Source organism: Microbulbifer salipaludis (assembly GCF_017303155.1).
GTDB classification, from domain to species: domain Bacteria; phylum Pseudomonadota; class Gammaproteobacteria; order Pseudomonadales; family Cellvibrionaceae; genus Microbulbifer; species Microbulbifer salipaludis.
The window spans coordinates 2,238,125-2,252,330 of sequence record NZ_JAEKJR010000002.1 but is presented as its reverse complement, the minus strand read 5'-3'; the positions used below and the strand labels follow the sequence as shown (position 1 = coordinate 2,252,330).

The window sequence follows — 14,206 nt, the reverse complement described above, 5'->3', positions numbered from 1 at the left end:
CCCAGTTGTGGCGCCTGTGATGACCGTCGCAAATCCCGGTCTGTCACGGGCGATAGTATTGTGCTAATGGCGCGCCAGTCCGTAGAATCTACCGTCGACTTAAATCGGCTGGTCGGTGGTGGACACTTGGATTGAAGCTGTACCGGACGCCCAATCACAGACTCGGATAACTAATAATCAGGTTCGCAGGTGGCTTCCCAGGGCCTCTGCGGTTGCATCACCCGGTGGCCCCTGTACCTTGTGTTTTACAAAAGGGGACGCCGGCCAGAGCTATGTGGCAATGAAAGACTCCAACAACGTGGTATCCATGCAGGGTGTGTTCAAGGAGCAGCAGAGAGAGGCAAAAAGGACTCTCAGCCTGCCGGCACCGGTCACCGCTGTGAGGGATAAGGCACAGGCTTTGCTTGCGGAGCAGGCCAAGCTGGTGTTTGCCAAAGTGGACGATTCTTTGTTCGCCATGGCGGAAAAGGCCCATGGCCAGGATGAGCAGGACGGACTGTTTCAGGCGCTGCGGCTGCTGCGGGTAGAGCGCCGCAAAGTGGTCGAGCGCTTCTCCACCCACCTGGCAGACGCATTTCATGTGCGCGACGTACCGGCGGACGAGCGTGATGACCCGTATGCCGCCGACAACCTGTCCCTGGTGCACAATGACGACCTGGAGCAGCTGGTCGCCGTTGACACCATGGTTGCCCATGCCAAGCGAGATTTTTCGCAGCCGCTGACCGAAATTTCGCTGCGACTGAATACCCTCCTTTCGGTCAAGATCTACGACAAGAACAATCCCCTCGGCCCGGATGCTATCTGCGATGCCTTCGTGGAGGCCTGCCGGCCCCTCGACCTGCATATCCGTGCGCGCCTGACTCTGCTCAAGAAGTTTGAGCAGCTGGTTATGGCAAACCTCGGTAAGCTGTATGAGCAGTGCAACGACCTGTTTGTGGAGCACGGGGTACTCCCGTCGTTAAAGCAGCAGCGTCGCGCCGCGCGTCAGCAGCGCCCAAGCCCTGGTGCTCAGGGCGTCCGCGGCGGGCAAGCGACAGCGGCTGAGGCTTCCCAAGAGCGCGCCGGTTCCATGTCGACAGGTGGGCACGGTGGTGGGCACGGCTTACTGCCTCTTGGCGCGGGTGTTGCGCCCATGCCCCCGCAGGACCTCCTGTCTCACCTGGGAGCGCTGCAGAGTCACCTGCCGGAGAATTACGACGGCGAAGAAATCCAGTTGCTGAACGTCAACAGCCTGCTGCAGCAGCGCCTGTTAGAGGTGCGTCAATCCGCCTCTCTGGCCAAGATGGACAGCGACATCATCAAACTGGTTGAGATGTTGTTCTCGTTCATTCTCGAGGATCGCAATCTCGCCGAGCCGATCAAGTCCCAGCTGGGTCGGTTGCAGCTTCCGCTTCTCAAGGTGGCCATCGCTGACAAGTCATTTTTCAGTAAAGGCGGGCACCCGGCGCGCAAGCTGCTGAACGAACTGGCCGATGCCGCAACCGGCTGGCAGGCCAAAGAGGGCTATGCATCCGACCCCCTGTTCAAGAAGATCAGCGAGGTGGTGGCAAAGGTGCTGGCCGAATTCGATCAGGACATCCATATCTTTTCGACGCTGCTGGAATCTTTCCGCGAGTTTATCCTGCGCGAGCGCAAGCGCGCGGAGAAGCTGGAGCGGCGGATCGTTGATGAGGCGGACGGCAAAGCAAAAACCCAGGCTGCCCGCGCCCGGGTTGCCGCAGTGATGGATGCCCTGACTGCCGAGCGTGACCTTCCTCCGGTGGTTACTGAGTGGCTCGAAAAAGTCTGGTCCAACATGCTGTTCCTCACGTGCATCAAGGAAGGGACCGAGAGCGAGCGCTGGAACCGTGATGTGCGCACCGCGCGAGACCTGGTGTGGAGTGTGCATGCGCCCATGCCGGATAGCCGCAAACAACTGCTGGGATTGCTGCCGGCGCTGCAAGAGCGGCTGCGGGCCGGGGTTGAAGCGGTTTCCCTCAGTGCCTTTGATGCCCGGCGCATGTTTGCCGGCCTGAAAGACGTGTATCGCGAGCGCTTTGCGCTGGCCCAGAGGTTGGCCGAAGAGCGCAGCCGCAAGGCGCGCGAAGCGGTGCGCGACGAGGTCAGCGAACAAGTGCGCAGTCAGGCAGCACAGGAAACACGTGCTCCTGCGGCGGACGTGCAGGCCGATAGCGCCCAGCCGGCTGAAACCGTGGTCGAGCTGCCGCAAATGGAAGAGCTGGAGCAGGTGGTGGCGCAGGCTGAAGTGGCCCCCGCAGCCTCAGAGGAAGTGGAGGCGTTACCGCAAAGTGATTCCCACTGGCAGCAGACCTTCCGCCTGGCCCAGGGCAGCTGGTTCGAGCTCAAGCGCGGGGATGAAGAACAGTTCCGCTGTCGTCTGGCGGCCGTGATCAAGGATATCGACCAGTTTATCTTCGTTAACCGCAACGGAGCGAAAGTGGCCGAGTTCACCCGGGTCGAGCTGGCGCATGCCCTGCGCAACGCACAGCTGATGCCGCTGGATGACGGAATGCTGTTTGAGCGTGCCCTGCAGTCGGTGATTGGCACCGTGCGCAAGTCACGGGGTGAAATGAGTTGATGCGTAGCCCGCTTGTGGGTGTTGCGCTCCACCCTCAGCCCCTTCCCCTTGGCCGCCTATCCGGCGGCCACTCGCCTGGCAGTTAAATCCTCTTCTGGATGGTAAGTGCTAACTGCCATCCGAACCCCTCGGCTCCACCTTTCAATAGCCCTCCTGACTTACGTGACGTTTGGGTAATTTTCGCTTTTATTTGGCGAAATTGGCCCTATTTGGCACTTGCGTGTCGTATTTGTTTGCTGGATATTGAGTACTAGTTCTAATTTTCAAAGGTGCGCACGTTATTTATAGCGTGTTGTGCCTTTGTGTAATTGCTGGTTGAGCGGCGCCCCGCAGTCCAAATCCTGCGCGCAGCGAAGACCTGTGAATGTGCCGGTTTGCCTCTGTGATTCCCCGATGAGGATGTCTGCGGGTCAGAGGTGAATAGTTCCGTAGCGAGTACTCTCTGAGTCGATGCCAGGAGGGCAAAGAGCAGTGAACAAGGACGATATGAATCCGAATATAAACGACCTGTTTGTTATCAATGGTGGTGCTTCAAGTGGGGGACGGCGAGGGGATACTTCTCGCTCGGGAGCGCACCCTGGCGCCTCAAGGCAGTTATCCAAAACCGTGAATCTGATCAATCAAAAAGCCATCCAGTGGTTACAGGGGCGCGCGGAAGAAGTTTTTGCCCAGGTAGATGATTCTCTGTTTACCATGGCAGAAAAGGCGCATTTGCAGGATGAGCAGGACCGCCTGTTTCACGCCATTCGTGCGTTGCGCGTAGAGCTCAGCAATCTTGTGGATGGCTTTTGCGATGGTGTCGAAGAGCGCTTTCGCAATCCGCGCAACGACCACCCGGACGAAGAAGGTGGTGCAAGCCGCGCCTCCCTGAGCAGCCTGACGCTGGTGAATGATGAAGACCTGGAGCAGCAGGTTGCCATTCGCACCATGATTTCCAACGTCAAACGCGATCACGCGGAGTCGATTGCTGCGCTTTCCTTGCGTTTGGATACCCTGCTTCCCTGTAAAGTCTATGACGAGAACCTTCCTCTGGGGCCGGCCGCCATTTGTGCCGCGTTTGCCGAGGTTCTCGAGGATGTCGATATCGCGCTGCGGGCGCGCATGACCGTATTCAAAAAATTTGAGCTGCACCTGATTAACCGGTTGGGTGAGCTGTATGACAGTTGTAATGGGTTGTTGATCGAGCAGGGCGTGCTGCCCACCATCGAGGATCCTCTGCGTCACCGCAACCGCCCGGGTCGGCCGTCACAGCCGGCGGGGCAGGGCGCGCAAAGCCCGTCACAGCCGGCCGAGATGCCAGCCGACGGACAAATGCCCGGGGGTTTCCCCGCCGGAAATCCGGGTGCGGGGACAGCGGGGCATGCCGGTGGCGGCTTCGCGATGCCGACAGGCATGGGGTATACCGCAGGTTCTGGTACTGGCGGAAGCATGGTTGCCAATGGCAGCTATGGCCTGATGCCCGCCGGCTCAGGCGCTGCTCCCATGCCGACGCCCACCTTGGTGCAGCAACTCGGGCAGTTCCAGATGTCCCTGCCGGCCCAGTCGGTGCCTGCCGGTCAGCTGATCAACGTGACCGAGCTGTTGCAGGAGCACTTGAAAGCCAGCAACCAGAGTGCCTCCCTGCACGAGCTGGACAGCGAAGTTATCCGGCTGGTGGATATGTTGTTCTCCTTCATGCTGGAAGACCGCAACCTGGCGGAGCCCATCAAGGCGCAACTGATTCGCTTGCAGTTGCCCATGCTCAAGCTGGCGGTGGCCGACAAGGCCTTTTTCAGTAAAGGCGGGCATCCCGCGCGGCGGTTGCTGAATGAAATGGCGGATGCCGCCATCGGTTGGCAACCGGGTGAAAACTATCTGAATGATCCCCTGTACCGCGAGGTCTGTACCATCGTCGATGGTGTGCTTGCAGAGTATGACGAAGACGAGCAGGTGTTCGTTCGCCTGCTGGAGTCCTTCCGTGAGTTCTCCGTGCGCGAGCGCAAGCGCGCTGCCGTCATGGAACGCCGCACCATCGATGAGGCGCAGGGTGCGGCGCGTGTGGAAGCTTCCAAGGCCCGGGTGGCGGCAGTGTTCGACGCGCTGACGGCCGATCGCAAACTGCCGAAAATCGTGCACGAATGGCTCAGCCGGGTGTGGAGCAGCGTTTTGTTTCGTACCTGCCTGAAGGAGGGCACATCCAGTGGCTTGTGGCGTCAGCATGTACTTACTGCGCGCGACCTGATCTGGAGCGTGGTGGCGCCAATGCCGGAAAGCAGTGTCAAGCTGCGTCGTTTGCTGCCCAACCTCAAGCAGCGTTTGCAGGACGGTGCCCAGTCCCTGTCACTGAGTGCCAGTGACCAGCAGCGGTTGCTGGGCGGGCTGGACGCGCTGTATCAGGAGCGCCAGAAACTGGGTGAGCGTGTGGAATCCGAGCGCGAGCGCCGGACCCGGGAGCGCCTGGTTCAAGAGCTGCGGCGTGAAGCGGATAGCGTGGTGCCAATTCCGGTCGCCGAAACGGTGGCAGCGGACATTGTTGAGGATGATGCTTCCCCGGAACTGGATGAAGCGCGCGAGTTGCCGCCGGGTGTGAAGGCACTGCCCGCGGTTGAAGAAATTCAGCAGGTGGTCAGCAAGGCCATCGCGGATGGATCCGAAGGAAAAGACGCAAGTGCATCTTTGAAGCAGGATGACCACTGGCAGCAGACCTACCACCTGAAAGACAGCTGGTTCCTGCTGCGTCATCCGGAGAAGTTGCCAATGCGCTGTCGTTTGGCGGCGATTATCAGCGACCTTGATCAGTTTATGTTCGTCAACCGGCAAGGCGCCAAGGTGGGTGTGTATTCCCGCGCCGAGCTTGCGCAGGCTCTGCGCGACGAAGAGCTTATGCCACTGGAGCAGGGACCTCTGTTTGAGCGGGCTCTCCAGTATGTGGTGGGGAACTGTGGAGAGAGCAAAATCGCTATTACGGTGTGATCCTGCCGGGCGCCAGCGTAATGTGATCACCAGCCGGGGCTAGCCCCGGCTTTGTTTTATCTGCCGGGTAGGTAAGTGACGCTTGAAACCTCCATAGGTGCTTGCCTGTGGGGCGGCGGAGCCCCGGCGGCGACTTGTTCTGGCAGTTATGTCCTCGCTTCCATAGAATATCTCTCTGCTCAATTTAAGCGGAGTCGCGTTTGTGAAATATCAGGTTCAGTCAGGATGGCTGTCCGGCGTGCGCCGGGTACCCAGCCCACACTGCAACAGTCGCCCGGACGATGCGGAAGTGGACCTGCTGGTGATTCACAGTATCAGCCTTCCGCCGGGCCAGTACGGTGGCTCCTACATTGATGAGTTCTTTCTTGGTCATCTGGATATTGATGCCCACCCCTACTTTTCCGAAATCGGCACCCTGCAGGTGTCCGCCCACTTTTTGATCGATCGCAACGGTCGGGTTACGCAGTATGTACCGCTCACCGAGCGCGCTTGGCATGCGGGCCAGTCCACATTCTGTGGGCGGGAAAACTGCAATGATTTCTCCATCGGCATCGAACTGGAGGGACTGGATACGGACACCTTCACGCCTGCACAGTATCAGTCGCTGGCCGAGGTGACGCAGGCGATTATGGCGGCTTACCCGGCGATTGACCGCTCGCGCATCACCGGGCACTCGGATATCGCTCCCGGCAGAAAGCTGGACCCGGGCCCCGGATTTGACTGGGATCTGTACTTCAGGCGATTGCAGCAGGTTCAGGGGGATGAGCCCGCGGGCTAAGCGCCGTTGTGTGGCAGGGCGGTGTGCGCACCGTTTGCCGGTATAAAAATTGAATAACTGACGAGGGGGCGCTATGGCGCTGTTGATTGTGCTGTTGGCATTGGGTCTGGTGCAGATCTGGGGTTCAGGTGGCCCGCTGCAGCGGGATGGATGGTTTTCTCACTGGGCCAACTTTATTTATGGCCGCGGTGTGGTGCAGGGTAAATCAGGGATTGGCTTTGGCCTGCTGGTACTGCTCCCGGTACTGGGCACGGCCATTGTGCTTGCTGTCGCCGAGGCGATGCTGGGATGGCTGGGGGTTCTACTGGTCAGTGTTCCCGTATTGCTCTACAGCTTTGGGCGCGGCAACTTCAATGAGGCGCTGGCGGGGTATTTGCGGGCCTGGTACCAGGGCGATATTGAGGAGGCTAAAAAGGCCGCCGAGCCATTGATGGAGCCCGCGGATATTGTGCGCGCGCAGAGTATTTCCAGCGCACAGGAACTGCACGGCATGGTATTCAGGGCCGCTGCCTACCGCGCGTTTGAGCGCTTGTTTGCGGTGTTGTTCTGGTTTCTGTTGCTGGGGATTCCCGGCGCCATGCTCTACCGGCTCAGCCACCTGGCGCATACAGAGCTCAGCAAGGCCTCTCTGTCCGAGGAGGGCGGCGCCCTGGCCGCCGGTACTGCTGATCAGGGGCTCGCGGCCCGCTGGTTGTGGTTGATCGAGTGGATGCCGGTGCGTGCGATTGGTTTCAGTCTCGCCATCGTGGGCAATTTTGCCGGTTGTTACCGGGCGTGGCGCGACCACCTGACCTGCAAACACAGCACCACAGAAGAGGTGCTGGAGTACTACCTTGAAGGCGCCCTCGGTGGCATCGATAGCAGTGAGTGCAGCGCCGGTGCCGCCGTGAGTGAGGGGCAGCGTCTGTGTGGTGCTGAAATTGAAGGTATGCAGGCATTGCTGTCCCGCGCGCTGCTCATGTGGGTGACGCTGATGGCGTTGCACGGGCTATTCGCCAGCTAATTGACCGCAGGTGTGCCGAATCGGTATACCCGATGAACTCTCAACGTAACGGGTCCATGTAGAGACCGGTTGAATGATTTGCTGGAGATTGTGTGACAGACGCCGGTAACAAGCGGGGCTCGGAAGCTTCCAGCCAGAATAGCGTGGACCTGCCGGTGGCGGCGGATGTATTTGCTGCCGCCGAGCGTATCGCCGGCCAGATTCACCGCACACCACTGATGACGTCTGCCAGCCTCAATACGTTGCTGGGGGCCGACCTCTACTTCAAGTGTGAGCATTTGCAGAAAGTCGGTGCATTCAAGGCCCGTGGCGCGAGTAATGCGGTGTTACAGGTGCCGGATGGCACAGAAATTGTGGCCACACATTCCTCCGGCAACCACGGTGCCGCACTGGCGTGGGCGGCAGCGCAGCAGGGGCTTCGTTGCACAGTGGTGATGCCGGAAAATGCCCCCGAGGTTAAAAAGTCGGCGGTTGCCGCTTATGGGGCTGAAATCGTTTTCTGCGAGCCGACACTGCAGGCGCGGGAGGCCACGCTGCAGGCCGTGGTGCAGTCTTCCGGTGCACACGTAATCCCCCCGTTTGATGACGCGCGCATTATTGCCGGTCAGGGCACCGTGGCGCAGGAGATCGTAGGCCAGTGCCGGGAGCTGGGGTTCGCGCCAGACTTGATTGTGGCGCCGGTCGGCGGCGGCGGCTTGCTCGCTGGCGTCGGTCTCGCTGTGTCCGCATTGGCGCCGGACATTAAAGTCCTGGGGGCTGAGCCCGCGGGCGCCGACGACGCGCAGCGCTCGTTTCGCAGCGGTGTGCGGGTCACCGAGCAGCAGCCGCAGACTATGGCCGATGGCCTGCGTACGACGCTGGGCGAGCGCAATTTCGTGCTCATACGCCGCTATGTGCAGGATGTGGTGACCGTTTCAGAGGCCGCTATCGCTGAAGCGCTCGCGTTGTTGTGGCGCCGGACGAAACAGTTTGTGGAGCCGTCCGCGGCGGTGGGACTGGCTGCGGTGATGGCGCACCCGGCGCGCTTTCGCAACAAGCGCGCAGTGATCGTGCTGACCGGCGGTAATATGGATATCGCAGCGGCCGCCAGTCTGGTGGCAGGCCGCTCCTGACCCGGCCAATGCGGGCTGTAATTGGATGGCAAGCGCGCATCGCCATCGCGTTGATACAGGTTTCGAGGACGCCATGAACAACGACACCAGTCACAGCAAACCCCTCGCGGGAGGCCCGGGTGGTTCGGGACGGCCTGCTACACTGTTGGCAATTCTGCGGTTGTCGCGGTTGTCGGTCATGACGCTGGTGATGGCAGCGCTGATGACATCGACCCCGTGGGCGCCCGCTGCCAGTGCAGCGCAGAACGACGCGGCTTTTCGGCTGGCCTCAAGCACCCTGCAAGCTGGGGGGCGCATGCCGAATGCGCAGCTTTATTATGGTTTTGGTTGCAGCGGTGAGAATATCTCGCCAGAGCTGCACTGGCAGGGGGCTCCGCAGGGTACCCGCAGTTTTGCGGTGGTCATGCATGACCCGGATGCCCCGACCGGCAGTGGCTGGTGGCACTGGGTGGTATTCAATATTCCCGCGGAGGTGACGTCACTGCCCGAGGGCGCGGGGGACCCCAAGTCCGGGTTGATTCCGGAAGCGATTCAAAGTCGCACGGATTTTGGCAGCCCCGGCTATGGCGGCGCCTGCCCGCCGGAGGGGCACGGCGACCACCGTTACCAGTTCCGGGTCTACGCGCTCAAAGTAGAGCAGTTGGCACTGGACGAAAACACGCCGGCAGCGATGGTGGCCTATCAGATCAACGCCAATAAACTGGCCGAGGCGCAACTGGAAGTGACGTTCGGACGTTGACGCCGGCATGCGCCGGTGTACCGCCATTCGCGGGACACAACGACCGGCAAGCCAATAAAAGAAAGGAAGCAAAGCCTGCCCATGCAAAATCAAACGATGACCTGGGGAGAAGCGCTCAAGGTTTATACGCGGCCAAAAGTTCTGGCGATGTTCTTTTTCGGGATATCCGCCGGCCTGCCACTACTGCTGGTTTTTTCCACCCTTACCGCCTGGTTACGGGACTACGGCATCAGTCGCACCACCATCGGGTTTACCGCCTGGATCGGTATTACCTTCTCGATCAAGTTCATCTGGGCGCCCATCATCGACTCCCTGCGTATACCGGTGCTCACCAGTGTCATGGGGAAACGACGCAGCTGGATACTGGTATCGCAAATCGGTGTCGCGCTTGGCCTGTTTGCCATGAGCCAGCTCAATCCACAGCTCGCGCTTCCCGCCGTGTTTGGTTTCGGTATTCTGGTGGCATTCTGCTCCGCTTCCCAAGACGTCGTCATTGATGCCTATCGTATCGAGGCGGTAGACACCGAGTTTCAGGGTGCCATGGCAGCCATGTATGTGTTCGGCTACCGGGTGGCACTGCTCATTGCCGGTGCGGGGGCACTGTTTATCGCCGAGTACGCCAGCTGGAGTGCGGCTTACATGGCCATGGCGGTATTGATGGGGGTGGGAATCCTCACCACGCTGCTGGTGGCGGAGCCGGACCACAACAAAGTGCGGGCACAGAATGAAGCGTTCCAGCACGCGTGGGTCGACCGGGTGCTCGGCAGTGGTAAACACGGAAAAGTGAGCGAGTGGTTTGTACGCGCGGTAGCCTGCCCGTTTATCGAGTTTTTCGAGCGCAATGGTCGCTTCGCGATTGTGCTGCTGTTGTTTATCGGTATTTATCGGGTCAGTGATATTGCCATGGGCGTTATGGCGAATCCCTTTTATCTTGACCTGGGTTTCAGCAAGGATGATATCGCCCAGATCGGCAAGCTGTTCGGCTTTGTCTGTACCATGATCGGGGCCTTTGTGGGCGGCGCGCTGGTGGTGCGCTTCGGTATTTTGCGGCCGTTGATTCTGGGGGCGGTGATGGTCGCAGCGACCAACCTGCTGTTTGCCCATCTGGCAACCCTGGGGCCGGATAAAACCTGGCTGGCGATCGTGATCAGTGCGGATAATATCAGTGCCGGTATCTCCAATTCCGTGTTTATCGCCTTCCTCTCGAGCCTGGTCAATCAAACCTATACCGCAACGCAGTACGCGCTATTCAGTTCACTGATGACCCTGCCGGGTAAATTTATCAGCGGCTTCTCCGGTATTGTGGTGGATGCGCAGGGTTACGAGTCGTTCTTTATCATGGTGGCGATTCTCGGTATTCCCGCAGTACTGCTGGCGATTTACATCTGGTACCGCAACCGGGGCCAGGAAACGGCGAAAGACAACGAGGCGGCCGCTGGGTGACTGCACGGTTGCCGCCGGTATTCTTTTCGCCATTTCCCAATCTGCATCAATCCCTGATCCGCGCGTAACCCCTGATCCGTGGGTAGCCATTGCGCGGATCAGAGCTCTCCGGGTTTCGGCCAACCATAGTGGCTCAGGTCGACTTTTCCTTTTACAGGAGTCACACCTTCCTCCCGCAGCAACGTCCATTGGCGCTGTGCCGCGGGCTCGGGCAGGGATATTTTCCCCTGGGCATTGATCACCCGGTGCCATGGCAGGCGGGTGTCGCGCGGCAGCCTCCGCAGTGTTTGCCCCACAAGCCGCGCCGCCCTTGGCAGGCCTGCCAATTCGGCTAATCCCCCGTAGGTAACCACCCGTCCCACCGGGACCTGCGCAAGTGCAAGGCAGATGCGAGTTGTGGCATCATGCCCCCTGTTTTTTGTGCTGTGCAGATCTCGATCAGGTAAATCGATACTGCTATCTGATTTATTGGTCAATTCTCTGTCATAACCCCATGCTATCGAAAGGTTGTTTCGTGCTTTCTGCTGTACCCCGAGTTCCCGATTCTCCGAAGGTTGTTCACCGGCTTGCCATGCCCAGAGTACTGGCTGGTCTTGTTTTTGCGGTGTTGGCCATGGCCGCCTCCGTCGCCGGAGCGGGGGTGCTGAGTCTGACCAACGGTGACCGGATTCATGGGGAACTGGTGGTTGTGGAGCGGGATAACGTCGTCTGGAAGTCGGAAACCTTCGGCGATATTACCGTAGCCAAGGAAAAAATCCTCTCGCTGGAGACCGATAAAGACCTGAAGATTGCCGGACGGGATGAACCCTGCGCGCTGGCGGGGCATCGTCGGCAGCAGTGGGAACTGTATTGTGATGAAGGCGACGGCTGGGTGATGGACTTCCCCGCCATCGATCGCGCCGAGCCGTATATCAACTTCGTTGGCAACCCGATTATTTTCCGCGGCAATGTCGCCGCGTCGGGTGTGTTTGAAGAGGGCAACCGGGAGCGGGAAGACTGGGATATCAACGTCAACTTTGATATCCGTAACGGCGACTTCCACCACCTGATTGGCACCCAGTACCAGAACCAGAACAGTACCGAAGTGAGTGACCTGGAAAAGTACCGACTCAGTTACGACCTGCGGTGGATTTTCGCCGAAAAGTGGTTTGCTGCGGGTAACAGCTCCTTGCTTCACGAAGAGGCCCGCAACCTGGATCTCAGCTCCACTGTGGGTCTGGGTCTCGGTTACCTGTTTTTCGATACCGACAAGTCGGCGCTTTCGATTCAGGGTGGTATGAACAGTCTGAAAGAAGACTATATTGACCCCAGCCTGAACCCGGACCCCAGCAAGCGCTACGGCGCTGGCCGTGCCGCCTGGGACTTCCGCTACAAATTCGACCTGGGCCCGGAAGTGTATTACAACCAGGAGCTGCTGCAGTCGCTGGATCGCAGTGAAGACTTCCAGAGTAACGCAGAAATTGGTGTGCGCACGCCGCTGGTGAAAGGCATCCTGATGGAAGTCAAATACGCCTGGCAGTACGACAACACTCCGTCTCTTGACCGAGAAAAAGAAGATACAAAATTGACGATCGGCGTCGGCTATTCCTGGTAATTGACCGCACCGATCGGAGACGATTTTTGACGAGAATATTTGGACTAGATTGAGGTTTCCATGCAGGTTACTAACAGCATTATCGCCATCACCGGCGCGGGCCAGGGCCTCGGCCGGGCCATGGCCGAGTATCTCGCAGGCCGCGGTGCACGCCTTGCACTGATTGATGTGAATCAGGAGCGACTCGACGAGAGCGTTGCCGCCTGCAGCGAAAAGGGCGCGGAGGCGCGCAGCTACGTCATCGATGTGGCCAATGAGGAGGCGGTAGACGGCGGCTTTGCGGATATTAACCGGGATTTCGGTGGGCTGGATGTGCTGGTGAACAATGCCGGCATCATGCGTGACGGCATGCTGCTCAAGGTCAAGGATGGCAAGGTGGCCGAGCGTATGTCGCTGGCCCAGTGGCAGTCGGTGATCGACGTCAACTTGACGGGAGTTTTCCTGTGCACCCGCGCCGCAGCGGCCATCATGGCGGAAAAGGGCGATGGTGGCGTGATCGTTAATATCTCCAGTGTTTCCCGTGCCGGGAACATGGGGCAGACCAACTACTCCGCATCCAAAGCCGGCGTGGCGACCATGACGGTCACTTGGGCCCGCGAACTGGCCCGTTACGGCGTGCGAGTGGCGGCCATCGCCCCCGGGTTTATCGGCACGGATATGGTGGCGCAGATGCGTCCGGAGATCCTCGATGGTTTGGTCAAGCAGGTGCCCCTGCGACGGATTGGCGAGCCCGACGAAATTGCCAGCACGGTTTCGTTTATCATCGAGAACGACTATCTCACCGGCCGTGTGGTGGAAATCGACGGTGGTGCCCGTATGTAACCCGTTCCTGAGGCAGGTGTTGCCTGCCCGGAAACATCGGTCGATGGCGCAGTGAGCGTGCCGCGCCATCAACCCACTCCCCGGCGACTGCCGAGTCCTTCAGGAGCCTTGTATGCGCCCTTTACTGCTTCTCTTTATCGTGATGCCCATCCTCGAGATGTGGGTCCTGATCACCGTGGGTGAAAAAATCGGAGCGCTTCCCACCATTGGCCTGGTACTGCTGACTGCGGTGGTTGGCCTTGCGCTACTCAAGCGGCAGGGTGTGTCCACCATCATGCGGGCGCAGCAAAAAATGCAGGCCGGTGAAATGCCGGCAAAGGAAATGGCGGAGGGTATCTTTCTCGCTGTCGGTGGGGCCCTGCTGCTTACCCCCGGGTTTATCACCGACGCCATCGGATTCGCCTGTCTCATTCCGGGTATTCGCCAGGTCATCATTGGTCGACTTCTTGGTCACGTGGTGATCGTGCAGACCACGGGCTATACCGCCGGCACACACCGCCAGCCCGGGCATGACCCTTCTCGCCAGGGACGCTCCCATGATGTGATCGAAGGCGACTATCAGCGTGAAGACCCGCGAGAAGGCAAGCGAGAAGACCCGCGCGACCCCGACAAAGATGGCTAAATATTGACCGGCTTGCCCGCAGGCAGGCCACCTGCCTGCCCAATCCTCTCAAATTCCCCCAGTTTTTTTCTCCGCCGCCGTTGAAATTCCCCCAGACCTCCCCCAGATAGGCTGCACCCCAAGTTTTTCCCGGCCCGGTTATCCCCGGGCAGGGCTGGCAGAGGGCCCGCAGGGCGGGGCCGAGCCACTTGACATTGCAACCCTAAATGACTCATTGGAGAGCCAATCCATGAAAATTCGTCCTTTACACGATCGCGTTGTCGTACGCCGTAAGGAAGAAGAAGAGAAAACTGCTGGTGGCATCGTGCTGCCGGGTGCAGCGAAAGAAAAGCCGAATCAGGGCGAAGTGGTTGCCGTTGGCGAAGGCAAACTGCTGGATAACGGTGACGTACGTGCACTTTCTGTAAAAGTTGGTGACACCGTGGTGTTCGGCCGCTATGCCGACAGCAACACCCTCAAGGTGGACGGCGAAGAGCTGATCATCATGAGCGAAGGCGACATCTACGGCGTACTGGAAGGCTAAGGCCCCGGTACGATTCCCGATCGACGCAACCACGACCAGA

At 59.5% G+C, this 14,206-nt stretch carries 12 protein-coding genes; 11 read left to right on the top strand and 1 reads right to left on the bottom strand.

Annotation, left to right across the window (positions count from 1 at the left end):
• Positions 1-280: 280 nt before the first annotated feature.
• The 7 genes from JF535_RS15145 (at position 281) to JF535_RS15115 (ending at position 10,605) form a co-directional block, all read left to right on the top strand.
• Positions 281-2,578 (top strand): DUF1631 domain-containing protein, encoded by a 2,298-nt coding sequence (locus JF535_RS15145; RefSeq protein ID WP_207003508.1) that lies wholly within the window; start codon positions 281-283, stop codon positions 2,576-2,578.
• 606 nt (positions 2,579-3,184) lie between these two features.
• Positions 3,185-5,530: a DUF1631 family protein gene (locus JF535_RS15140; protein WP_207003506.1), complete on the top strand. Its 2,346-nt coding sequence runs from the start codon at positions 3,185-3,187 to the stop codon at positions 5,528-5,530.
• Positions 5,531-5,732: 202 nt separating this feature from the next.
• A complete protein-coding gene (gene ampD, locus JF535_RS15135; RefSeq protein WP_207003503.1) occupies positions 5,733-6,308 on the top strand; it encodes a 1,6-anhydro-N-acetylmuramyl-L-alanine amidase AmpD in 576 nt (191 codons plus the stop codon).
• Positions 6,309-6,381: 73 nt separating this feature from the next.
• A complete protein-coding gene (gene ampE / locus JF535_RS15130; protein ID WP_207003502.1) occupies positions 6,382-7,311 on the top strand; it encodes a regulatory signaling modulator protein AmpE in 930 nt (309 codons plus the stop codon).
• A 92-nt stretch (positions 7,312-7,403) separates the two neighbouring features.
• Positions 7,404-8,423, top strand: coding sequence for a threonine ammonia-lyase (locus tag JF535_RS15125; protein WP_340674191.1), 1,020 nt, complete (start codon positions 7,404-7,406; stop codon positions 8,421-8,423).
• Between the two features lie 73 nt (positions 8,424-8,496).
• The gene (locus JF535_RS15120) at positions 8,497-9,162 is read left to right on the top strand and encodes a YbhB/YbcL family Raf kinase inhibitor-like protein (RefSeq protein ID WP_242523863.1); all 666 of its coding nucleotides are present in this window, start codon (positions 8,497-8,499) and stop codon (positions 9,160-9,162) included.
• An 81-nt stretch (positions 9,163-9,243) separates the two neighbouring features.
• Positions 9,244-10,605, top strand: coding sequence for an AmpG family muropeptide MFS transporter (locus tag JF535_RS15115; RefSeq protein ID WP_207003500.1), 1,362 nt, complete (start codon positions 9,244-9,246; stop codon positions 10,603-10,605).
• 98 nt (positions 10,606-10,703) lie between these two features.
• Here the strand turns inward: JF535_RS15115 and JF535_RS15110 are convergent, their stop codons facing one another.
• The gene (locus JF535_RS15110; protein ID WP_340674190.1) at positions 10,704-11,081 is read right to left on the bottom strand and encodes an MGMT family protein; all 378 of its coding nucleotides are present in this window, start codon (positions 11,079-11,081) and stop codon (positions 10,704-10,706) included.
• 137 nt (positions 11,082-11,218) lie between these two features.
• On the opposite strand from JF535_RS15110, the gene JF535_RS15105 reads away from it, so the two are divergent.
• The 4 genes from JF535_RS15105 (at position 11,219) to JF535_RS15090 (ending at position 14,166) form a co-directional block, all read left to right on the top strand.
• Positions 11,219-12,199, top strand: a complete 981-nt coding sequence (locus JF535_RS15105) for a DUF481 domain-containing protein (RefSeq protein ID WP_242523862.1) — start codon at positions 11,219-11,221, stop codon at positions 12,197-12,199.
• 60 nt (positions 12,200-12,259) lie between these two features.
• Positions 12,260-13,021, top strand: coding sequence for an SDR family oxidoreductase (locus JF535_RS15100; RefSeq protein ID WP_207003496.1), 762 nt, complete (start codon positions 12,260-12,262; stop codon positions 13,019-13,021).
• A 112-nt stretch (positions 13,022-13,133) separates the two neighbouring features.
• Positions 13,134-13,643 (top strand): FxsA family protein, encoded by a 510-nt coding sequence (locus JF535_RS15095; protein ID WP_207003495.1) that lies wholly within the window; start codon positions 13,134-13,136, stop codon positions 13,641-13,643.
• Between the two features lie 229 nt (positions 13,644-13,872).
• Entirely contained in the window at positions 13,873-14,166 is a 294-nt protein-coding gene (locus JF535_RS15090) for a co-chaperone GroES (protein ID WP_078085279.1), read from the top strand.
• The last annotated feature ends 40 nt before the right edge of the window (positions 14,167-14,206 follow it).

Excerpts from the sequence above, each read along its gene's own strand:
- JF535_RS15145 (WP_207003508.1), top strand. The coding sequence starts at position 281 with ATGAAAGACTCCAACAACGTGGTATCCATGCAGGGTGTGTTCAAGGAG.
- ampE (WP_207003502.1), top strand. The coding sequence starts at position 6,382 with ATGGCGCTGTTGATTGTGCTGTTGGCATTGGGTCTGGTGCAGATCTGG.
- JF535_RS15120 (WP_242523863.1), top strand. The coding sequence starts at position 8,497 with ATGAACAACGACACCAGTCACAGCAAACCCCTCGCGGGAGGCCCGGGT.
- JF535_RS15115 (WP_207003500.1), top strand. The coding sequence starts at position 9,244 with ATGCAAAATCAAACGATGACCTGGGGAGAAGCGCTCAAGGTTTATACG.
- JF535_RS15105 (WP_242523862.1), top strand. The coding sequence starts at position 11,219 with ATGGCCGCCTCCGTCGCCGGAGCGGGGGTGCTGAGTCTGACCAACGGT.
- JF535_RS15100 (WP_207003496.1), top strand. The coding sequence starts at position 12,260 with ATGCAGGTTACTAACAGCATTATCGCCATCACCGGCGCGGGCCAGGGC.
- JF535_RS15095 (WP_207003495.1), top strand. The coding sequence starts at position 13,134 with ATGCGCCCTTTACTGCTTCTCTTTATCGTGATGCCCATCCTCGAGATG.
- JF535_RS15090 (WP_078085279.1), top strand. The coding sequence starts at position 13,873 with ATGAAAATTCGTCCTTTACACGATCGCGTTGTCGTACGCCGTAAGGAA.